Origin of the sequence: Mumia sp. zg.B21 (assembly GCF_019550855.1) — a bacterium.
GTDB lineage: Bacteria > Actinomycetota > Actinomycetes > Propionibacteriales > Nocardioidaceae > Mumia.
In genome coordinates this window covers 251,062-271,350 of sequence record NZ_JAHWCJ010000002.1, presented here as the reverse complement: position 1 = coordinate 271,350, position 20,289 = coordinate 251,062, and the positions used below count along the sequence as shown (strand labels likewise).

The window sequence follows — 20,289 nt, the reverse complement described above, 5'->3', positions numbered from 1 at the left end:
TTGTCGCATTTCATGGTTCAATGCGCCATGGTTCTAGGTCTGTGGTTCCTTGCTGCGGGGGTCCTTGTCGCTCCCCTCATCGTCCTGTGGCTCCTAGCGCTGATCGACGCGTTACGGACGCCGACGGCACAGTGGGAGCAGTCTGGTCAGAGCCAGGTCACCTACATCGTCCTGATGGTGCTGCTCGGCCCCATCGGGTCTCTTCTTTATCTCGGCATCGCCCGGCCGCGCCTGCGCCGCGCCGAATCCGCGTCGGTCGTCGGCGCTCTCAGCGCTCCGCATCGCGCAGGGTGAACCACGAGACGGCAGCGGCACCGAGCGCGATCACGACGGCCACGGCGCTCGTGGTCTGGACGGCGTGGTCGAACGCCAGGTGCGCCGACTCGACGAGCCAGCCCCCGACCTGCGGCGGGATGGCGTCGGCCAGGTCCATCGCTCCGCCGAGGGTCTGTCCCGCTGCCTCACGCTGAGTCTCGGTGCCGGCCAGCGGCGGGAGCGAGACCTCCGCGCGGTAGGTCGCGGTGAGGATGCCGCCGAGGACGGCCGTGCCGAGCACCGCGCCGATCTCGTACGCCGTCTCCGAGAGCGCCGATGCAGCGCCCGACTTCTCTGCCGGCACGCTGGACACGACGACGTCGTTGGTGAGCGTCTCGGCGAACCCGATGCCGACACCGAGAACGAGGAACGCGACCGCGATCGACGTCGCGGACGGCAGGGAGCCGGCGAACGCCGCGATCGCGTAGCCCACCGCCGACAGGCCGAAGCTCGCCGACACCACAGCGCGCACACCGAACACCGGCACGAGGCGCACGACGAGCAGACCGGCCAGGATGGTCGCCACCAGTCCCGGGACCAGGACCAACGCCGCCTCCATCGGGTCGAGCCCGACGACGAGCTGCAGGAACTGCGCCGCGAAGAACAGGAAGCCGGTGAGTCCCATCAGGCTCAGGAGGTTGGCGCCGAGCGCTCCGGAGAACACGCGGTTGCGGAACATCGTGACGTCGACCAGCGGGTGCTCGCGGGCCAGCTGGCGCCGTACGAACGCGACCGCGCTCAGCACGCTGACGGCCACGGTCCAGCCGACGGCGGCGGTGAGGCCGTGCTCGGCGAAGGTCTTGATCGCGTAGACGACCGGCAGCATCGTCGTCATCGACAGCACGATGCTCACCAGGTCGAACGGCCCGGGGTTCGGGTTGCGCGACTCCGGCAGCAGCCACACCGCCAGCGGCACCAGAACCACGACGACGGGGAGGTTGATGAGGAACACCGCGTGCCAGGTGAAGTGCTCGAGGAGCCACCCACCGATGACGGGGCCGAGCGCGGCGCCAGCCGAGAAGCCGGCTGCCCACACCGCGATCGCGAGCCGCCGCTGCTGGCGGTCCAAGAAGATGTTGCGCAGCAACGACAGCGTCGACGGCATGAGCGTCGCACCGAAGACGCCGAGCAGGGCGCGGGCGACGATGAGCCCGTTGATGTCGTCGACCTGGGCCGCGTAGAACGAGACCGCTCCGAAGCCGATCGCACCGACGAGGAGGAGGCGGCGGCGCCCGATGCGGTCGCCGAGCGATCCCATCGCCACCAGGAGACCGGCGAGCATCAGGGCGTAGATGTCGACGACCCAGAGCAGCGCGGTGCCGGACGGGTGCAGCGAGGAGCTGATGTCGGGGAGCGCGAAGCTCAAGACGGTGTTGTCCATGCTCACCATCAGCACCGGGAGCATGAGGACGGCGAGCGCCGCCCACTGGCGCAGGCCGGCACGCGCCGGCACGGGTGCCGTACGGCGTGGTGCGGTGGTGGTGCTCATGTCTCCCCCTGTCGAGGCCTCGGTCCTGTCTGACTTAACCGTCCAGCCGGTACAGTCATTCCCGTCCAGACGGTACAGTTTCGAGACCGCGCGACTCAAGCCGAGGGGTGGTGTTCTTCGCCACCAGCCCTGGGGAGCGGTGACTCAGGCCAGGAAGTGGTCGGCCGTCAACGGGAGGTCGCGGACCCGGATCCCGGTCGCGCGGAACGTCGCGTTGGCGATCGCGGCGGCCGTACCGACGATCCCGATCTCGCCGATCCCGCGCGAGCCCATCGGGGTGAACGACTCGTCGGACTCCTCGAGCCACTCGGCCTCGATGCCGAGGACGTCGGCGTGCGAGGCGACGTGGTAGGTCGCCAGGTCCTGCGTGACGACGTGACCGAAGCGCGGGTCACGGTACGACTCCTCGAACAACGCCGCCGAGAGCCCCATCACGAGGCCACCGAGCAGCTGCGACCGCGCCGTGGTCGGATTGACGATCCGGCCCACCGAGTAGACGCCGAGCAGCCTCGGCACCCTCACCTCGCCGGTCCACCGGTGCACACGTGCCTCGGCAAAGACCGCACCGAAGGAGTGGAACGCATACTCCTCGGTCGCCGGGTTGGCCGCCGCCGAGGCCGTCGTCTCCACGCCGGCGTCGGGCGCCTCTCCGTGGTCATCGCGGAACTGCTGCGCCGCGGCGACGATCGCCGTGCCCCAGGAGCTGGTGCCCGACGATCCTCCGGCCACGCTCGCCGGCGGGAGCGACGAGTCGGCGATCGCCAGCTCGATGGCGTCCGTACCGACCCCGAGCGCGTCGGCGGCGATCTGCGTCAGGACCGTCCGGGCACCGGTCCCGATGTCCACGGCGCCGATCGCGACGGCGTAGCGCCCGTCGCCGAGCGAGCGGACACGGGCAGCGTTGCCCGGGGACCTCATCGCGGGGTACGTCGCCGAGGCCACGCCGGTGCCGATCCACCAGTCACCGTCGACGGTCGCGCGCGGCGCGGGCGGGCGCGTGTCCCACCCGAACCGGTCCGCCCCTCGCTGCAGGCACTCCACCAACCTCCGCTCGTTGAACGGCTTGCCCGTCTCCGGATCGACCTCCGGCTCGTTGCGCTCGCGCAGCTCGATCGGGTCGACCCCGACCGCGACCGCGAGCTCGTCCATGGCGGTCTCCTGGGCGTACATCCCGGGCATCTCGCCCGGCGCACGCATCCACGACGGGACCGCCACGTCGAGCCGCGCCAGACGGTGGCTGGTACGGCGGTTCGGCGCGGCGTACATCATCCGGGTCGGCGCCGCCGTCTGCTCGGCGAACTCCCGGATGACCGAGGTCTGCTCCTGCACGGCATGCTCGACCGCGGTCAGGGTCCCGTCCAGGCGGGCACCCAGCCGGAGGTGGGAGAAGGTCGCCGTGCGGTAGCCGGTCAGGGAGAACATCTGCTGCCGGGTCACGGCGAGCCTGACCGGCCGTCCGCCGGTCGTCCGCGCCGCCATCGCCGTGGCGACGACGTGGGCGTGCGCCTCGCCCTTGCTGCCGAACCCGCCGCCGACGTACGGCGCTCGGACCCGCACCTGATCCGGCTCCAGGCCGAGCATCGGCGCGATCGCCTGCACGACACCGTGGACGCCCTGGGTCGAGTCGAACATCGTCAGCGTCGGCTGGCCACCGTCCTCGCTCCACCAGGCCACCGTCGCGTGGGGCTCGAGCGGGTTGTTGTGCTCGTACGGCGTCTTGTAGGTCTCCGCCACGACGACCTCTGCCTCGGACAGCGCCGCGTCGACGTCACCCTCGGAGGTGTCGGTGTCCATCGAGGGGTTGACGACCTCGGGCTTGTCGTCGGCGTTGTCCTCGCGCAGCTCGGCCTCGTGCGGCTCGGCGCGATAGCGGACGTGGACGAGCGCCGCACCCTCCCGCGCAGCCTCGGACGACTCGGCGAGCACGAGCGCGACGATCTGGCCGCGGAAGCCGACCGCGTCGTCCTGGAGGATCGCGAGCTCGCCGTTGCTGGTGTCGTCCAGCCGCGGCGCGTTCGTGTGGTCGAGCACCGCCACCACACCGGGGTGCGACGTGGCGGCGCCACCGTCGACGTCGACGACCCGGCCCTTGGCGATCGTGGACGTCACGAGCCACAGGTGCAGGGGATCGGTGACGCCGTCCGGCTCGCCGTGCTCCACCGCGTACGCCGCCCGGCCGGTGACCTTCTCCACACCGTCGACCCGGCGCAGGTCGGACCCGACCGCGTGGGCGTCGATCGGCCTCGTCGGGTGCTCGATCATCGCGTCCGCCCCTCCGCCAGGGCGAGGAGCGTCCACGCCGTCGTCCGTCGGAGCATGGCCGGCTTGAAGGCCGTCTCGTCGTCGGTCTGCGCGTCGGCGAGCTCGTCCTCGACGGCGGCGACGACCGCCTCCTCGGTCAGCTCCTGTCCACGCAGCAGCGCCTCCGCCCGTTCGGCCCGCCACGGCTTGTGAGCGACGCCTCCCCACGCGATCCGGACGTCGTCCACGAGCCCGTCTTCGATCGTGAGCACGGCAGCCACCGACACCAGCGCGAAGGCGTACGAGGCCCGGTCGCGGACCTTGCGGTACGTCGAGCGGTGCCCGGCCGCCGACCACGGGACCTCGACGGCCGTCACGAGGTCGGCGGGGTCGAGCACGGTGTCACGCTCGGGATGGTGGCCGGGCAGCCGGTGGAGGTCGCGGAGCGGCACCCGCCGTTCACCCTCGACGCCGAGCACGATCACCGTCGCGTCGAGAGCCGCGAGCGCCACGGCGAGGTCGCTGGGGTGGGTCGTCACGCACGCCTCGCTGGCGCCGAGGATCGCGTTGTACCTGCCGTACCCGCCGATGGCCGAGCAGCCACTGCCAGGGTCGCGCTTGTTGCAGGGGGTGGTCACGTCCTGGAAGTAGACGCACCGGGTCCGCTGCAGCAGGTTGCCGCCGGTCGTCGCCTGGTGGCGGAGCTGGCCGGAGGCGCCGGCCAGGAGGGCGCGCGCCATCACCTCGAACCGCGACCTCACCGACGGGTGCGCGGCGAGGTCGCTGTTGCGGACGTTCGTGCCGATCCGCAGACCGGCGCCGTGCTCGTCGTCGTACTCCTCGATGCGGTCCAGCGGCAACCGGCTCACGTCCACCAGGACCTCGGGCTCGGCGACGCCCAGCTTGAGGTGGTCGACGAGGTTGGTGCCCCCGGCGAGGAACCGTGCCCGCGGATTGCCCGCCACCGCCCGGACGGCCTCCTGCGCATCGGTCGGCCGGACGTAGTCGAAGGCCCTCATGCCTGTGCCGCCTCACGCACCGCGGCGAGAATGCCGGGGTACGCTCCGCAGCGGCACAGGTTGCCGCTCATCCGCTCGCGGATCTCGTCGTCGTCGAGCTCGACGTCGCCCTCGAGGTCATCGGTGACGTGGCTGGGGTGTCCCTGCTTCGCCTCCTCGATCACCCCGACCGCGGAGCAGACCTGGCCCGGGGTGCAGTAGCCGCACTGGTAGCCGTCGTGCTCGAGGAACGCCTCGTGGACCGGATGCAGGCCGTCCGCGGCGAGCCCGTCCGAGGTGACGATCTCCGCGCCGTCGAAGGAGACGGCGAGCGCGAGGCAGGTCAGGTGGCGACGTCCGTCCAGGAGCACCGTGCACGATCCGCACTGGCCGTGGTCGCACCCCTTCTTAGGAGAGACGATGCCGAGCCGTTCTCGCAAGGCGTCCAGCAGGGTCGTGCGCGTGTCGACCGTGAGGGTCCGCGACCGACCGTCGACCAACAGCGTGATGTCGGCATCCATGCGGGAGTGGTACCCGATCGGGCGGGCGTCCATGCCGAGAACGCCTCGCTAGAGTGCTCGCATGTCCGCCCGATCCGACGGTGCCTCCACCCGTGACCGCATCCTCGACGCCTTCGAGATGCTCCTCGTCGAGGGCGGCGGCAGGATCGCCACGCTGGACGCCGTCGCAGCCCGCGCCGAGGTGTCGAAGGGCGGCCTGCTCTACCACTTCCCGAGCAAGGACGCGATGGTCGACGCCATGCTCGACCGGCTCCGAGAGCAGGGCCGCGCCGACGTCCTGAAGATGAAGGACGCCCCGCAGGGACCGGTCCGCTACTACCTGGAGACGTCCGTCGACACCGGGTCGGCGTTCGACCGCGGGCTGATCGCCGCCTCCCGCGTCGCGCAGGACGACGTCCGAGCGCGCGAGACGTTGGCGGAGCTCCGCAACGGGTGGTTCGCCGTCCTGGCCGAGCACTACGGCGACGACGCGCTCGCCCGTACGGTCCAGCTCATCGGTGACGGGCTCTACTTCGACGACACCACGGGTCTCGCGCACAAGCGGTCGCTGGAGCACGTCCGCGACGTCCTCGGCCGCCTCGACGCCCTCTGACGAGACGGGTCAGCGCCGCCCGACGAGGAAGTAGGCGAGCGGCCCGACGGGCTGCACGAAGCATCCGGCGATCCACGCCGCCTTCGGTCCGCGGAGGCGCGTCGAGGGCGTACGGGCGAGGCTCGTCAACGCCGCGGTGGTGAGCACGACCTCGGTAGCTCCCACGAGGACCACGGCACGCCTCTGGCGCGTGGTGAGGTCGGACCATCGTGTCGTCATGCCGTTCACCGTACTCGCGCCCGGCCCGCCGGCGGGTCACTGGCCGGGCGTCACGGCACCCAGAGCGTGCCACCCGCCGCAACCCCGCCGGAGCCGTGGGTGATCGCCGCGACCAGCTCCGCGATCGACGCCACCGCACCCGGGTGTGCGGCGGCGGTGAGGACGACGTCACCCGCGCCGTAGTCGACGCCGAGGATCGCGACCCCGCGGGCACGCAGCTCGTTCTCGACCTTGCCGACCTCCCCGTGCGAGACCGTGACCTCGACGCGCGTGCGCAGCTCGCGGCGCACGACACCGGCCGCGTCCAGGGCGGCGGCCGTCGTCTCGGAGTAGGCGCGGACCAGCCCACCGGCACCGAGCAGGGTCCCACCGAACCAGCGGGTGACCACCGCGACGACGTCGCGGACCTCGCGCCGTACGAGGACCTCCAGCATCGGCGCTCCCGCCGTACCGCTCGGCTCGCCGTCGTCGTTGCTGCGCTGGAGTGCCCCGTCCGCGCCGATCACGAAGGCCGAGCAGTGGTGGCGTGCGTCCCAGAACCGGCGTCGGGCCTCAGCAACGTACGCGCGCGCCTCGTCCTCGGAGTCGACCCGTCGCACCCACCCGAGGAAGCGCGATCCCTTGACCTCGATCGCGGCCTCCGCCGCGCCAGCGGGGACGAGATAGTGGTCGCGCGCCACAGGACCTCCCGCCGATGTGCCAGGATCGCCAACAGTTGCCATCCGATCGTGGCCGAACCGTCACAGTTTGCGGAAGCGCTGGACACCCCCGCTCGCTTATGGTCAGCGGGATCACGTCTCTCGAGGAGCCCCTGATGCGACCCACTCACCGTACTCTGCTGCGTCGGAGCACCGTCTTCGCCGCAACCGCCGCCCTCGTGGCAGCCCCGTTGTCCTTCGCCCCGTCGGCGTCGGCGGCGCCCGCGGACGAGGTGAAGCTCACCTTCCTCGGCATCAACGACTTCCATGGCAGGATCGACAGCAACACCGTGAAGTTCGCCGGCACGGTCGAGCAGCTGCGCGCTGCCGCGGGCGAGGACAGCACGGTCTTCGTCGCCGCCGGTGACAACTTCGGTGCCTCTCTCTTCGCGTCGGCCATCGACCAGGACAACCCGACGATCGACGTCCTCAAGGCCCTCCAGCTCGACAACTCCGCCGTCGGCAACCACGAGTTCGACCAGGGCTTCGCCGACCTCACCGACCGTGTGGTCCCACGGATGGGCGACAACCGCTTCGGCACACCGGTCTTCCTCGGCGCCAACGTGTACGAGAAGGGCACCGACGACCCGGCCCTTCCCGAGTACGCGCAGTACACGGTGAAGGGCGTCGACGTCGCGATCGTCGGCGTCGTGACCGAGGAGACCAAGTCCCTGGTGCGGCCCGCAGGCATCGCCGACCTCGAGTTCGGAGACCCCGTCGAGGCGGTCAACCGCGTCGCCGGCGAGCTCAAGGACGGCAACGACGCCAACGGCGAGGCAGACGTGGTGATCGCCAGCTACCACGAGGGCGCGCCGCTCTCCGAGCCCGCCGCGACGCTGCCGCAGCAGGTGGCCGCGAGCCCCGTCTTCGCGCACCTGGTCAACGACACGGTCGCCGCGGTCGACGCGATCTTCACCGGCCACACCCACCAGCGCTACGCCTACGACGCGCCCATCCCAGGCAGCACGGGCACACGCCCGTTGGTGCAGTCCGGCAACTACGGCGAGGGGGTCGCCAAGGTCGAGCTCACCGTCGACACCGCGACCGACGACGTGACCGCGTACACCCGCGCGGTCGTCGCCCGCACCACCACCGCCGACGCCGACCTGGTCGCGCAGTACCCGCGGGTCGCTGCGGTCAAGACGATCGTCGACGCCGCGCTCGCCCGCGCTGCCGAGGTCGGCAACGTTCGCAAGGCCACGATCACCGACGACATCACCACCGCGCTCACCGGCGGCACCTACCAGGACGGCCGCTACTTCCACCCGACACCGACCGCCAGCGGTGTCCGCGACGACCGCGGCTCGGAATCGACCCTGGGCGGCCTCGTCGCCAACGCACTGCGTGAGCGCCTCGGCGACGACCTGGGCGGCAACGCCGAGATCGGCGTCGTGAACCCGGGCGGTCTGCGCTCCGACCTCATGTACGCCCCCGACACCACCGTGCCGACCGACGCCGACGGTGTGGTGACGTACGCGCAGGCCAACGCCGTGCTCCCGTTCGCCAACAACCTGTGGTCGGTGACGCTGACCGGTGAGCAGTTCGTCACGATGCTCGAGCAGCAGTGGCAGCGCGACGCAGACGGCAACGTGCCCAGCCGCTCGTACCTTCAGCTCGGCCTCTCCGACAACGTCTCCTACACGTTCCACGAGGTCGACGACCCGGCGAACCCCGGCGCCAAGAAGGGCGTCATCGACTCGGTGACGATCGACGGAGCGCCGCTCGACCCCACCAAGAACTACCGGATCGGCACCTTCAGCTTCCTCGCGACCGGCGGTGACAACTTCCGCGTCTTCACCGAGGGCGAGGCGCCCAAGGACTCCGGTCTCGTCGACCGAGACGCGTGGATCGCCTACCTCGAGGAGAGCTCGCCGCTCAGCCCGTCGTTCGCCCGCCGCTCGGTCCGGCTCGACGCAGCACCGGCAAGGCTCCTGCCCGGCGCCACCGGCAGCGTCACGTTCCAGAAGCTCGACCTGACCTCGCTCGACAGCCCTCAGAACACGACGCTGACTGCCAAGCTCGGGAGCACCCCGCTCGGCGACGTGCCGGTCGTGAACGGCGCAGCAACGGTCGAGTTCACGGCACCTCAGGCCCCGGGCACGTACGACCTGACCGTCACCGCGCAGCCGTCAGGCACCGTCGCACGTGTCCCGGTGATCGTCGTCAAGGCGTCCTCCTCGATCAAGGCCGTCGTCCGTGGCAGCACCTACGGCAAGGGCGGCGCCGTCCAGGTGACCGTCACCCCGCCGAGCGCCACCGGCACCGTGACCGTCAAGGCGGGCACGAAGATCCTCGGCACCGGCTCCGTCAAGAACGGCAAGGTCACGGTCCCGATCAAGAAGAAGGCGCTGCGACCCGGCCGTCACACCCTGACGGTCAGCTACTCCGGTGACAGCAGGACCAGTGCGTCCAGCACCACGGTCTCGATCTCGGTCGCCAAGGCGGCGTCGGCCACCAAGGCGAAGAAGAAGACCCGCACGATCCGGGCGAAGAGGACGAAGGCGAAGGTCTCCGTCGTCGTCCGCACCACGACCGGGGTGCCGGCCAACGGGAAGGTCGTCGTGACCTTCAAGGGCAACAAGGTCGGCACGGCAACCGTCCGCAACGGCCGGGCGACGATCACTCTCAAGAAGTTCAGGAGCAAGGGCACGAAGAAGCTCCGGATCACCTACCGAGGCTCCTCCACCGTGAAGGCCAGCAGCGACACGCTGACCGTCACCGTCAAGAAGCGCCGCTGACCGCACGGATCCAGGAGGATCACCAGTGTCTTCATCTCTTCGACGCGCCGTCCGGACGACGTCGCTCCTCGCCGCGGGCGCGCTCGCGGCGGGGACGCTCGCCGCGGTCGCCGCTCCCGCCAGCGCCGCACCGGCCGACCATCTCGTCATCAACGAGGCCTACCTCAACGGCGGGAGCGCCGGCGCGACGTACCTCAACAAGTTCGTCGAGCTCCACAACCCGACCAGCGAGCCGGTGACGGTGGACGGATGGACGGTGCAGTACCGCTCCTACTCGTCGACCTCGGCGTTCACCGGCAAGATCGCCCTGTCGGGGACGATCCCGGCCGGGGGTCACTACCTGCTGAGCGGCAACGCCAATGCGGCCAACGGTGCTCCGCTGCCGACGCCCGACGTGACGTCCACGATCGCCTTCTCGGGCAACGCCAACGGCGGCACGCTGGCGCTGACGAAGACGGCCGACACGCTCACCGGTGACGGTGCCGCCGTGCTCGCCGATCCTGATGTGGTCGACCTCCTCGGGTACGGCGTGTCCACCACCGCGGAGACCGCCCCGAAGGCTGACGGCTACTCGGTGACGTCGTCGCTCAACCGCACCGGTGGAGCAGACACGGACGACAACAGCGCCGACTTCACGGCCGGTGCGCCGACACCGACCGCGTGCGGACAGGCGTGCGTCCCAGGCCCGAACCCCGTCGTCGAGCGGACCGTCGCCGCCATCCAGGGCACCGGCGACGCCAGCCCGTACGTCGGTGACACCGTCATCACGCAGGGCGTGGTCACGGCCGCGTACAAGACCGGCGGCTTCAACGGGTTCTACCTCCAGACCGCGGGCAGCGGCGGCGAGGACGACGCGACTCCGGACGCCTCCGACGGCATCTTCGTCTTCGGCGGTGCCGCGGTCGCCCTGGTCGAGAAGGACGACCACGTCAAGGTGACGGGTCCGGTCAGCGAGTTCGGCGGGATGACCCAGCTCACCCCGGCCGCAGCCGACGTCGTCGTGCTCGACGAGCCGGCGGACGCGGTCAAGCCGACCCCGCTCGCACTGCCCCTCGGCGACGCGGGTCGCGAGCGGCTCGAGGGCATGCTCGTCGCCCCGGCGGGTCCGTTGACCGTGACGAACAACTACACCACCAACACGTTCGCCGAGATCGGCCTCGCGGCCGGTGACTCTCCCCTGTACGTCCCGACAGAGGTCGCGGCTCCGGGCGCCGCCTCGCAGGCCGTGAAGGCGGAGAACGCGACCCGTCGCATCACCCTCGACGACGGCTCCTCGACCAACTACACCGGTGCCGGCAAGAACACGCCTCAACCGTGGATCGACGACGACACGACGATCCGGGTCGGGGCGACGGCGACGTTCACCAAGGACGTGGTCCTCGACTACCGCAACAGCACCTGGAAGCTCCAGCCCACCGCGCAGCTCACCGCCGACGACGCCAACGGGGTCCTCCCGGCGACGTTCAGCGGGGCGGAGCGTCCTGCCTCGCCGCCGGCCGTCGGGGGCGACTTCAGCCTCGCCGCGTTCAACGTCCTCAACTACTTCGTCACCACCGGTGAGGAGTACGAGGCCACCACCGGCATCTCGTGCACGTACTTCGTCGACCGCGAGGGTGTCCCGACGACGGTCGACGAGTGCGTCGGCCAGGCGGGTCCCCGTGGCGCCGCGACCACCGTCCAGCTCGAGCGCCAGGAGAAGAAGATCGTGGCCGCGATCAACGCTCTCGACGCCGACGTGGTCTCGCTCGAGGAGATCGAGAACTCCGTGAAGTTCGGCAAGGACCGCGACGCGGCCCTCGCCGCGCTCACCCAGGCGCTCAACGAGGCTGCCGGCGCCGGCACGTGGGCGTACGTCCCGTCGCCCGACGCCGCGGCGCTGCCTCTGGTCGCCGACCAGGACTTCATCCGTACGGCGTTCATCTACAAGCCGGCGGTCCTGGCGCCGGTCGGTGCGTCGACGGTGCTCGTCGGCGAACCCGCGTTCGACGACGCCCGCGAGCCGCTCGCCCAGGCGTTCCAGCCGGTCGCCGGCACCGAGGACGACCGCTTCGTCGCGATCGTCAACCACTTCAAGTCGAAGCGGTCCGGCACGCCCGACGCCGACCAGGGGGCGGGCACGGTGGAGCGGGTGGCCCAGGCCCGCGCGCTGGTCGCGTTCGCCGACACCGTCAAGGAGACGGCGGGCACCGACAAGGTCTATCTGTCGGGCGACTTCAACGCCTACTCCCAGGAGGACCCGATCACCGTCCTGCGGGAGGCCGGCTACGTCGATCTCGAGGAGACCTACGACACCGCCGAGACCTACCAGTTCGACGGCGAGATCGGGTCTCTCGACCACGTGCTCGCGTCGCCCGCCGCGGCGGCGGACATCACGGGCATGGGCGTCTGGTCCATCAACGCCATGGAGTCGATCGCCTACGAGTACAGCCGCTACAACGGCAACGCGACCAACTTCTACGACGCAGGCCCGTTCCGCTCGAGCGACCACGACCCGGCGCTCGTCGGGATCGCCCTCGAGGAGCAGCTGACCCCGACGACGGTGCGCGCCGTGGCGACGCCCGGTCTCTCCCCGCTGTTCGGTCCGATCGTCGCGGCCCAGGTGAAGCCTCGCGCCACGGGGACGGTCCAGGTCCTCAAGGGCGACACCGTCCTCGCCAGCCAGCGGCTCGTCGCAGGCGTGACGCTCGTGGCGGTCCCGGCCAGGGCACTCAAGCCGGGGACCCACCAGCTCACGGTCCGCTACACCGGTGACGCGACGCACGCGCCGTCGGAGACCACGGTGACCGCGCGGGTGCTCGGGTTCTGACGGTCACGGCGGGGTCGTCCTGGTGGCGACCCCGCCGTGCACGGTCGAGGCCTCCGTGGCTGACATGAAGGGCTCCCGTACGAGGACTTCGTCCGCCGCTACCGCGACGAGCTTTCGACCGAGGAGGAGCGCGCGGCGCTGGACGCCCTCAGGGATATCCCTGAGATCCGGGATATGAGGCAAGGATCGGACCCGTGCGACGCTAACCTGGTCGGACTATGCGGAACATGACGACCGATCTCCTGACGTGGGCCGCGCAGCGGACGGTCCTGAGGTCGCAGAGGGACGGGATCGACCTCTCCAAGCTCACCTTCGTCCCCAACCGGTGGCTGATGCCGCTGCGCCGGGACGGCCTCGACCCCATCCCGGCGCTCGGCAAGGTCCGGGCCGAGGCCCCGGTGAAGCGGCTCGCGAGCCTGTTCGGGATGAACATCTGGCTGGTGACCGGTCACACCGAGTCGCTGGCGGTGCTCGCCGACCGCACCTCGTACAGCAACGACATCCGGCCGTTCGTCGGCACCGTCGGCGCGGCCGACGGTGACATCGGCGGCCTCGGCTTCACCGATCCGCCCGAGCACACACGGCTTCGCAAGCTGCTCACCCCCGAGTTCACGATGCGTCGCCTGGCGCGGCTGACGCCCAAGATCACCGAGATCATCGAGCACCAGCTCGACGTCATGGAGCAGAAGGGCCCCGACGTCGACCTGATGGAGGACTTCGCCTTCGCCGTGCCGTTCCTGGTGATCTGCGAGCTTCTCGGGCTCCCCGACGAGTCCCGTGAGGAGTTCTTCGCGCTGGGATCGGCGCGCTTCGACGTCTCGGGGGGCGGCGCCGGCAGCTTCGGCGCCATCTCGGAGTCACGGACGTTCCTCATGAACGCCACCAAGGCGCAGCGCGACAACCCAGGCGACGGACTCATCGGCAAGATCATCGAGGAGGTCGGTGACGCGATCTCCGACTACGACCTCGGCGGTCTCGCCGACGGCGTCTTCACCGGCGGGCACGAGACCACCGCCAGCACGATCGCGCTGGGCGCGCTGGTGCTGATGGGTGATCCTGCCGCCCGCACGCAGCTCATCGAGGACGACACGTTCGCCAACAGCGTCGTGGAGGAGATGCTGCGCTATCTCACCGTCGTGCAGCTGGCGTTCCCGCGCTTCGCCAAGGCCGAGCACGACCTCTTCGGCGAGCGCATCGCCAAGGGCGACGTGGTCGTGTGCTCGTTGTCCGGCGCCAACCGCGACCACCGCACCGGCGGCCCCGACCTCGAGAACTTCAACCCTCATCGCGACTGGCCCGTGTCGCACGTCGCGTTCGGTCACGGGTTCCACCGCTGCGTCGGTGCGGAGCTCGCGCGCATGGAGCTGCGCTCGGCCTACCCCCGCCTCTTCCGCCGCTTCCCCGACATGACGCTCGCGTGCGACCCGCGCGAGCTCAGGTTCCGGCAGCGCTCGATCGTCTACGGCGTGGAGTCAATGCCGGTCCGTCTGTACGGCTGACGACGTCGCGTCGCGACCCGTCCAGCACAACGCCCCACGGCCCTGGTCGCAGCGTGGGGCGTTGGCGTCCAGGGGCCTACGCGAGCGCCTTCAGGTCCTTGCGGATCATGAAGGCCGTGATCAGCCAGACCACGCCGAGCGCCAGGGCGTAGATGCCGATCAGGGTGATGAGCGTCGCGAAGCCGAGATCGGGCCAGACGAAGAGCAGGATGCCGAAGACGATCGAGACGACACCGGAGGCGAGCAGCCAACCCCACCCGCTGCCGGGGACCTGACGGACCTGGAGGGATCCCGAGATCTCGAGCACGCCGATCATGATCGACCAGAAGGCGATCAGGAGGACGAGCGCGAGAGCCACCGTCACCGGCGCGCGGAAGGCGATGATGCCGGCAGCGATGCCGAGGACGCCCTCGAGCAGCAGCCACCCCCACGACCGGCCGCCCCCGGTGATGATGCTGACGAGGGCGATGATGCCGTCAACCAGCGCCCAGACGCCGAACAGCACGATGATCACGCGGGCGGTCGGTCCGGGCCAGACCAGCGCGACGATGCCGAGGACGACGGCGAGGAGTCCTCGGACGACGACGATCCACCACGCGGTTCTCGCCGCCGAGGTGATGGCTCCTGCAAGATCCGTCATGTCTCGCACACTAGGGGGGCCGAGGGTGGTGAGCACGGGGACACGCGGGCGTACGGGCGTGAGACGCTGGGACCATGGCGACCGGGTCGACGCAGGGCAGCCCCCGCCGCGGGCGCCCCGGCTACGACCAGGAGACGGTGCTGCGGCGGGCGATCGACGTCTTCATCCGGCAGGGGTACGACGCCACCAGCGTGGGTGACCTCGCCCGCGAGCTCGGTCTGACCAAGTCCGCGATCTACCACCACGTGCCCAGCAAGGAGCACCTTCTCGCCCTCGCGCTCGACGAGGCGCTCGACAGTCTCGAGGCCGTGATCGACGAGGCGTCCCGGCCGCAGGACGGCTCGGCGTACGAGCGCCTGCGCACGGCGGTGCGGGAGAGCGTGGCGGTGCTGGTGGCTCACCTGCCGTCGGTGACCCTGCTGTTGCGCGTACACGGCAACAGCGAGGTCGAGCTCCGTGCGCTCGCCCGCCGACGTCAGATCGACGAGCGGTTGGCGGCGCTCGTCCAGGAGGCCGTCGACGACGGGTCGCTGCGCAGCGACATCGCACCGGACCTGATCAGCAGGCTCATCTTCGGCACGGTGAACTCGCTCGTCGAGTGGTACCGGCCGGATGGTCCGGTCGACGCGCAGGTTCTGGCCGACGCGGTCGCGACGCTGGCCTTCGACGGGCTCGCCGTACGCCCGTGACCCGCGCGTCGCGGTGACGTGCCCGGCTCAGCGCCCGGGCGTGGGGCCGAGGGTGCGGCTGCGCCCGCGGAACTCCGCGACCACCGTCGCGTCGGACCGGCGGCGTACCGTCACGTCGTAGACCCCCGACCGTCCTCGCTGTGACCGTTGCGACGCCTCGGCGACGAGCGTGTCGCCGTGGCGGGCGGGCTCGAGAAACGTGATGTCGAATCCCGCGGCGACGGTGGGCGTGCCGTCGCCGTTGCAGGCGAGCGCGAAGGCGCTGTCGGCGAGCGTCGCGACGAGGCCACCGTGGCACAGGTCGTGCCCGTTGACCATGTCCTCACGCACCTCCATCGACACCCGGGCGCTGCCGGGCTGCAGCTCCTCAAGCCTCATCCCGAGCGCTCGGCTCGCCTCGTCGGCCTCCCACATCGCCTCGCTCACGCGTCGAAGTCCACGGTCACGCTGTCGGCGACCGGCCGGGACTGGCAGGTCAGCACGAACCCCCGCTCGAGCTCCTCGGGAGTGAGGGCGTAGTTGCGCCGCATCTCCACCTCGCCGTCGCACAGCATCGCCCGGCAGGTCCCGCACACCCCGCCCTTGCACGCGAACGGCAGGTCCGCGCGCACCTGCTGGACCCCCTCGAGCACGGTGGTCGCCCGCGGCACGGTGGTCGTCGTGCGCCGTCCGTCGAGGACGACGGTCACCTCGCTGGTCGCGCCGTCGACGACGGCATCGACGCGCTGCACCTCCGGAGGCGGCTCGTCGACGTAGAAGAGCTCGGCGTGGACCCGCTCGGGCGGCACGCCGAGCTCGGTGAGGACGGCCCGGGCGTCGAGGAGCATCGGGTGCGGTCCGCACACCCACGCGTGGTCGACGTCGCTCACCGGCACGAGAAGGGTGAGGAGCTGTCGGAGTCGGGCGGCGTCCAGCCGGCCGGAGAAGAGCTCGACGTCACGGGGCTCTCGCGACAGCACGTGCACCAGCTCGAGCCGAGCGCCGTACCGGTCCTTGAGGTCCGCGAGCTCCTCGGCGAACATCACCGTGGTCGTGGTGCGGTTGCCGTACAGGAGGGTGACCGACGCGTCCGGGTGGGTGAGGACGGTGCTCGCGATGGACAACATCGGCGTGATGCCCGACCCAGCGGCGATGCACAGGTGCCGGCCGCCTCGGTCCGGGTCGGCGCGGAAGCTCCCGGTCGGGGTCTGCACGTCGATGACCGTGTCCGGTCCGACCTCTCGGGACAGCCAGCGCGAGAACAGTCCGTCCGGGATCTCGCGCACACCGATCCGGAGGGCGGCGCCGACAGGGGCACAGATCGAGTACGACCGGCGCTCCTCACGGCCCTCGACGACGCGGCGCAGGGTGACCGACTGACCGGCGGCGAACGCGAACTGGTCGGCGAGGTCCGCAGGCACCGCGAATGTCACCGCCACCGCGTCGTCGGTCAGCCGCTCCACGTCCGCGACGGGCAGCGGGTGGAAGCGGGCGGTACGGCGCTGGGGGGGTGCCGGTGTTGTCACCGTCATCAGATCTCCTTGACGTGCTCGAACGGCTCCCAGCACGTCTGGCACCGATAGAGCGCGGTGCACGGCGTCGGGCCGAACTCCGACGAGACCTCCGTCGACGCCGATCCGCAGCGCGGGCAGGTGACGGCCCGCCGTACCGGCGCGAGGGTGAGGGGGACGGGGCCGTCGTGGCGGAGCGCGGATCCGGGCACGGACAGTCCGTGCTCGGCGAGAGCCTCGCGTCCTCGCGCGGTGATCCAGTCGCTCGACCAGGCGGGGGAGAGCACCAGCTCGACGTGGACGTCGGCGAACCCTGCCTCGTGGAGGCTCCGGACCAGGTCGTCGCGCATCGTGGCGACGGCCGGGCAGCCCGAGTAGGTCGGAGTGAGGCGTACGACGACCCGGCCGTCGCCGCCGATCTCGACGCCCCGCAGGACTCCCAGGTCGTCGAGGGTGAGCATGGGCATCTCGGGATCGGTGACGCGCCGGACGACCTCGTACGCGGCGTGCCCCGACGTCGGGCCAGCGGCGCGGGTCGACACCATGATCACCACCGCCCTCTCGGGTGGGCCCGCGCCACGACCTGCATCTCGGCGAGCATCCGGCCGAACGCCTCGGTGTGCAACCCGTCGCGGCCGGTCCGCCTTTGCACGCCGGCCAGTCCCGCTGCGTCGGGACGTGCGACGTCGGCGGCGGCGAACACCTGCCCGAGGACGTCGTCGACCTCGTCGCCGACCGTCGTCGGGTCGACGCCGACGCCGCACTGCGCGAGGCGGCTCTCCACCGCGTGCCCCTCGGTGAGCTCTGGCCGCATCGGCCACAGCCGGTCCAGAGCGGCGAGGAGACGGGCACGCGACCCCTCCGTGCCCTGGGCCAGCGTCACGAACCAGCGTCCGGCGTAGTCCCGGTGGTAGGTCATCTCCTTGACGCCCTTCGAGGCGACCGCGGCGAGGACGGGGTCGCTGCTGTCGCGCAGCCGTGACAGCAGCGCCAGCCGCCAGGTCGCGAAGAGCAGGAGCCGCACCACCGCCTCGGCGAAGTCGGTGTCCTCGCCTTCGACGAGCCGCACGTTGAGGAAGTCCTGGTCGCCGCGGAAGTAGGCGAGCGCGTCCTCGGCCGGCACCGGTGACCCCTCCGGGAGTGTCGGGACGACGGCCGGGTCGGCGGCGGACGCGCGGGTCAGCAGCAGACGGGCCTGGCCGAGCAGGTCCAGCGCGATGTTCGCGAGGGCGACGTCGTCCTCGAGGTCGGGAGCGTTGCTGCACCACTGCGAGAGCCGGTGCGACATCACGAGCGCGTCGTCGGCGAGCATCAGCGAGTAGGTTGCGAGGTCGCGCGGCGAGACGCCCTCCGGCACGGCCGCCGCCGCGCCCGCCCCGAGGCCGGCGAGCGGGTCCTCGAACCCGGTGCCGAAGGCCCAGTGCGCGGCGTCGCCACCGCCGTAGAGGTCCTCGTACGGGCTGGTCTGCGTCGAGGTCTCGGGATCGTGGGACATGCTCACCTCCTCACAGGTGCGGGACGTCCTCGGGGATGTCGTAGAACGTGGGGTGCCGATAGACCTTGTCACCGCTCGGGGCGAACAGCGGGTCCTTCTCGTCGGGACTCGACGCGGTGATCGCGTCGGCACGGACGACCCAGATGCTTACGCCCTCGTTGCGCCGGGTGTAGACGTCGCGCGCGTGCCGCACCGCCATCTCGTCATCGGCGGCGTGCAGGGAGCCGACGTGGACGTGGTTGAGGCCTCGCTTGCCGCGGACGAACACCTCGTACAACGGCCACTCGCTCTTGACCCCGCTCACGCGTCCTCCTGCTTCGCCGCGAAGGCCATCGCGGCCTCACGGACCCACGCGCCCTCGTCGTGGGCACGTCGGCGATGCGCGATCCGCTGGGCGTTGCACGGTCCGTTGCCACCGACCACCTGCGCGAACTCCTCCCAGTCGGGAGAGCCGAAGTCGTAGTGCCCACGATCGGCGTTCCAGGCGAGCTCGGGGTCGGGAAGGGTGACTTCGAGCGCCTCGGCCTGCGGCACGGTCATGTCGACGAACTTCTGGCGCAGGTCGTCGTTGGTGTCGCGCTTGATGCCCCACGCCATCGACTGCGCCGTGTTGGGCGACTGGTCGTCGGGCGGACCGAACATCATCAGCGACGGCCACCAGAAGCGGTCGACCGACTCCTGGACCATCGCGCGCTGCTCGTCGGTGCCGCGCATCATCGTCATCAGGAGCTCGTAGCCCTGCCGCTGGTGGAACGACTCCTCCTTGCAGATCCGGATCATCGCCCGCCCGTACGGGCCGTAGGACGTCCGGCACAGCGGCACCTGGTTGCAGATGGCGGCGCCGTCGACCAGCCAGCCGATCGTGCCGACGTCGGCGTACGAGAGCGTCGGGTAGTTGAAGATCGAGGAGTACTTCTGGCGCCCCTCCAGGAGCATCTGGGTGAGCTCGTCGCGGGAGACCCCGAGCGTCTCCGTCGCTGAGTAGAGGTACAGCCCGTGACCGGCCTCGTCCTGCACCTTCGCGAGCAGGATCGCCTTGCGACGCAGAGACGGAGCCCGCGTGATCCAGTTGCCCTCCGGCTGCATCCCGATGATCTCGGAGTGCGCGTGCTGCGCGATCTGCCGTACGAGCGTCTTGCGGTAGCGCTCGGGCATCCAGTCGCGCGGCTCGATGCGGTCGTGCTGGGCCACGGTGTGCTCGAAGTCCTCGAGGAGCTGCGCCTCGTCGACCGTCGTCGTCATGGTGCCTCCGGTTCGCACATTACTGACCGATCGGTCTGTAAATCGTGACACACCGTCGCCGTGAAGGCAATCCCCGCCGGGAGGCGGCGCCCGTTCTGGGCCTGTCGGTCAGTCGGCGAGAACGTTGCGGACGACCGTCTCGTCCTTCAGGAGCGCTCTCGCGACAGGTCCCGACAGCTTCCAGTACGCCACGCCGGCGACAACGAGGACACCCGCCCCGATGACACGGACCACATCGCTCAGCGAGTTGGGCGCCGGCGACGTCACGTCGAGCACGACGAAGAGGAGGAATCCGAGGAAGAAAAGGGCATACACGCCCTTGGACAGCACCGAGTGCATCCGAACGTGACCGGCAAGAAGCGCCCAGACCGAGCCAACCTGCAGCATCGGCGCGAGTGCCGCCACCACCAGCACGGCGGGCCACGGTCGACCGAGCACCACCGTGACGACAAGCAGCGACATGAAGAGGAGACCAAACTCGTCGACAAGGACGCTCTGCGCCTCCCGAGCCTCGTCCTCGCTGATCGTGACCTCGCCTGACATCCGCTCTCCGATCGTCCCACTGCCACCTCGCGTCCCGGGAAGGTAGCACTGCCAGCGCGCGCGCGGGCCTGATG

The 20,289-nt window shown here is 70.6% G+C and carries 20 protein-coding genes; 6 read left to right on the top strand and 14 right to left on the bottom strand.

The genetic code is table 11. The features are described 5' to 3' along the window. Window positions 1-27 precede the first annotated feature (27 nt). A complete protein-coding gene (locus KV100_RS10030) occupies window positions 28-294 on the top strand; it encodes a hypothetical protein (RefSeq protein WP_220342844.1) in 267 nt (88 codons plus the stop codon). Here the strand turns inward: KV100_RS10030 and KV100_RS10025 are convergent. From KV100_RS10025 to KV100_RS10010, 4 genes are all read right to left on the bottom strand, one after another. Continuing rightward, complete coding sequence (locus tag KV100_RS10025; RefSeq protein ID WP_220342843.1) at window positions 269-1,804, bottom strand: MFS transporter; 1,536 nt, start codon at window positions 1,802-1,804, stop codon at window positions 269-271. The two genes, KV100_RS10030 and KV100_RS10025, sit on opposite strands and share 26 nt — an antisense overlap. A 144-nt stretch (window positions 1,805-1,948) precedes the next feature. Further along, a complete protein-coding gene (locus tag KV100_RS10020; protein WP_220342841.1) occupies window positions 1,949-4,066 on the bottom strand; it encodes a xanthine dehydrogenase family protein molybdopterin-binding subunit in 2,118 nt (705 codons plus the stop codon). Beyond that, complete coding sequence (locus KV100_RS10015; RefSeq protein ID WP_220342839.1) at window positions 4,063-5,064, bottom strand: xanthine dehydrogenase family protein subunit M; 1,002 nt, start codon at window positions 5,062-5,064, stop codon at window positions 4,063-4,065. Before KV100_RS10015 ends, KV100_RS10020 begins: the two co-directional genes overlap by 4 nt. Beyond that, window positions 5,061-5,597, bottom strand: coding sequence for a 2Fe-2S iron-sulfur cluster-binding protein (locus KV100_RS10010; RefSeq protein WP_255566110.1), 537 nt, complete (start codon window positions 5,595-5,597; stop codon window positions 5,061-5,063). Before KV100_RS10010 ends, KV100_RS10015 begins: the two co-directional genes overlap by 4 nt. 28 nt (window positions 5,598-5,625) lie before the next feature. Here KV100_RS10010 and KV100_RS10005 point away from each other — a divergent pair, with 28 nt between their 5' ends. Further along, window positions 5,626-6,156 carry a TetR/AcrR family transcriptional regulator gene (locus KV100_RS10005; RefSeq protein WP_220342837.1) on the top strand — a complete coding sequence of 177 codons (531 nt, stop codon included), beginning with the start codon at window positions 5,626-5,628 and terminating at the stop codon, window positions 6,154-6,156. A gap of 9 nt (window positions 6,157-6,165) precedes the next feature. Here the strand turns inward: KV100_RS10005 and KV100_RS10000 are convergent, their stop codons facing one another. Both KV100_RS10000 and KV100_RS09995 read right to left on the bottom strand, forming a co-directional pair. Beyond that, complete coding sequence (locus KV100_RS10000; RefSeq protein ID WP_220342835.1) at window positions 6,166-6,375, bottom strand: PLD nuclease N-terminal domain-containing protein; 210 nt, start codon at window positions 6,373-6,375, stop codon at window positions 6,166-6,168. A gap of 50 nt (window positions 6,376-6,425) precedes the next feature. Next, a complete protein-coding gene (locus KV100_RS09995) occupies window positions 6,426-7,055 on the bottom strand; it encodes a YigZ family protein (protein WP_308290253.1) in 630 nt (209 codons plus the stop codon). 134 nt (window positions 7,056-7,189) lie between these two features. Here KV100_RS09995 and KV100_RS09990 point away from each other — a divergent pair, with 134 nt between their 5' ends. The 3 genes from KV100_RS09990 (at window position 7,190) to KV100_RS09980 (ending at window position 14,116) form a co-directional block, all read left to right on the top strand. Then, window positions 7,190-9,811, top strand: coding sequence for a 5'-nucleotidase C-terminal domain-containing protein (locus tag KV100_RS09990; protein WP_220342832.1), 2,622 nt, complete (start codon window positions 7,190-7,192; stop codon window positions 9,809-9,811). Window positions 9,812-9,836: 25 nt separating this feature from the next. Further along, window positions 9,837-12,617, top strand: coding sequence for an ExeM/NucH family extracellular endonuclease (locus KV100_RS09985; RefSeq protein ID WP_220342831.1), 2,781 nt, complete (start codon window positions 9,837-9,839; stop codon window positions 12,615-12,617). A 227-nt stretch (window positions 12,618-12,844) separates the two neighbouring features. Then, window positions 12,845-14,116, top strand: coding sequence for a cytochrome P450 (locus tag KV100_RS09980; RefSeq protein WP_255566109.1), 1,272 nt, complete (start codon window positions 12,845-12,847; stop codon window positions 14,114-14,116). 76 nt (window positions 14,117-14,192) lie between these two features. Here the strand turns inward: KV100_RS09980 and KV100_RS09975 are convergent, their stop codons facing one another. After that, complete coding sequence (locus tag KV100_RS09975) at window positions 14,193-14,756, bottom strand: HdeD family acid-resistance protein (protein ID WP_220342829.1); 564 nt, start codon at window positions 14,754-14,756, stop codon at window positions 14,193-14,195. 74 nt (window positions 14,757-14,830) lie between these two features. Here KV100_RS09975 and KV100_RS09970 point away from each other — a divergent pair, with 74 nt between their 5' ends. After that, complete coding sequence (locus KV100_RS09970) at window positions 14,831-15,445, top strand: TetR/AcrR family transcriptional regulator (RefSeq protein WP_220342828.1); 615 nt, start codon at window positions 14,831-14,833, stop codon at window positions 15,443-15,445. Between the two features lie 27 nt (window positions 15,446-15,472). Here KV100_RS09970 and paaI read toward each other — a convergent pair whose 3' ends face one another. From paaI to KV100_RS09935, 7 genes are all read right to left on the bottom strand, one after another. Continuing rightward, complete coding sequence (gene paaI / locus KV100_RS09965; protein ID WP_301021671.1) at window positions 15,473-15,871, bottom strand: hydroxyphenylacetyl-CoA thioesterase PaaI; 399 nt, start codon at window positions 15,869-15,871, stop codon at window positions 15,473-15,475. Further along, window positions 15,868-16,956 carry a 1,2-phenylacetyl-CoA epoxidase subunit PaaE gene (gene paaE / locus KV100_RS09960; RefSeq protein WP_220342827.1) on the bottom strand — a complete coding sequence of 363 codons (1,089 nt, stop codon included), beginning with the start codon at window positions 16,954-16,956 and terminating at the stop codon, window positions 15,868-15,870. Before paaE ends, paaI begins: the two co-directional genes overlap by 4 nt. Then, window positions 16,956-17,480 carry a 1,2-phenylacetyl-CoA epoxidase subunit PaaD gene (gene paaD / locus KV100_RS09955; RefSeq protein WP_220342826.1) on the bottom strand — a complete coding sequence of 175 codons (525 nt, stop codon included), beginning with the start codon at window positions 17,478-17,480 and terminating at the stop codon, window positions 16,956-16,958. Before paaD ends, paaE begins: the two co-directional genes overlap by 1 nt. Before the next feature lie 2 nt (window positions 17,481-17,482). Next, window positions 17,483-18,430, bottom strand: coding sequence for a 1,2-phenylacetyl-CoA epoxidase subunit PaaC (paaC, locus tag KV100_RS09950; protein WP_220342825.1), 948 nt, complete (start codon window positions 18,428-18,430; stop codon window positions 17,483-17,485). 10 nt (window positions 18,431-18,440) lie between these two features. Beyond that, window positions 18,441-18,734 carry a 1,2-phenylacetyl-CoA epoxidase subunit PaaB gene (gene paaB, locus KV100_RS09945; RefSeq protein WP_220342823.1) on the bottom strand — a complete coding sequence of 98 codons (294 nt, stop codon included), beginning with the start codon at window positions 18,732-18,734 and terminating at the stop codon, window positions 18,441-18,443. Further along, entirely contained in the window at window positions 18,731-19,672 is a 942-nt protein-coding gene (paaA, locus tag KV100_RS09940; protein WP_220342821.1) for a 1,2-phenylacetyl-CoA epoxidase subunit PaaA, read from the bottom strand. Before paaA ends, paaB begins: the two co-directional genes overlap by 4 nt. A gap of 108 nt (window positions 19,673-19,780) precedes the next feature. Then, on the bottom strand, window positions 19,781-20,215 hold the full coding sequence (locus tag KV100_RS09935; protein WP_220342819.1) for a hypothetical protein: 435 nt from the start codon (window positions 20,213-20,215) through the stop codon (window positions 19,781-19,783). Between the last annotated feature and the right edge of the window lie 74 nt (window positions 20,216-20,289).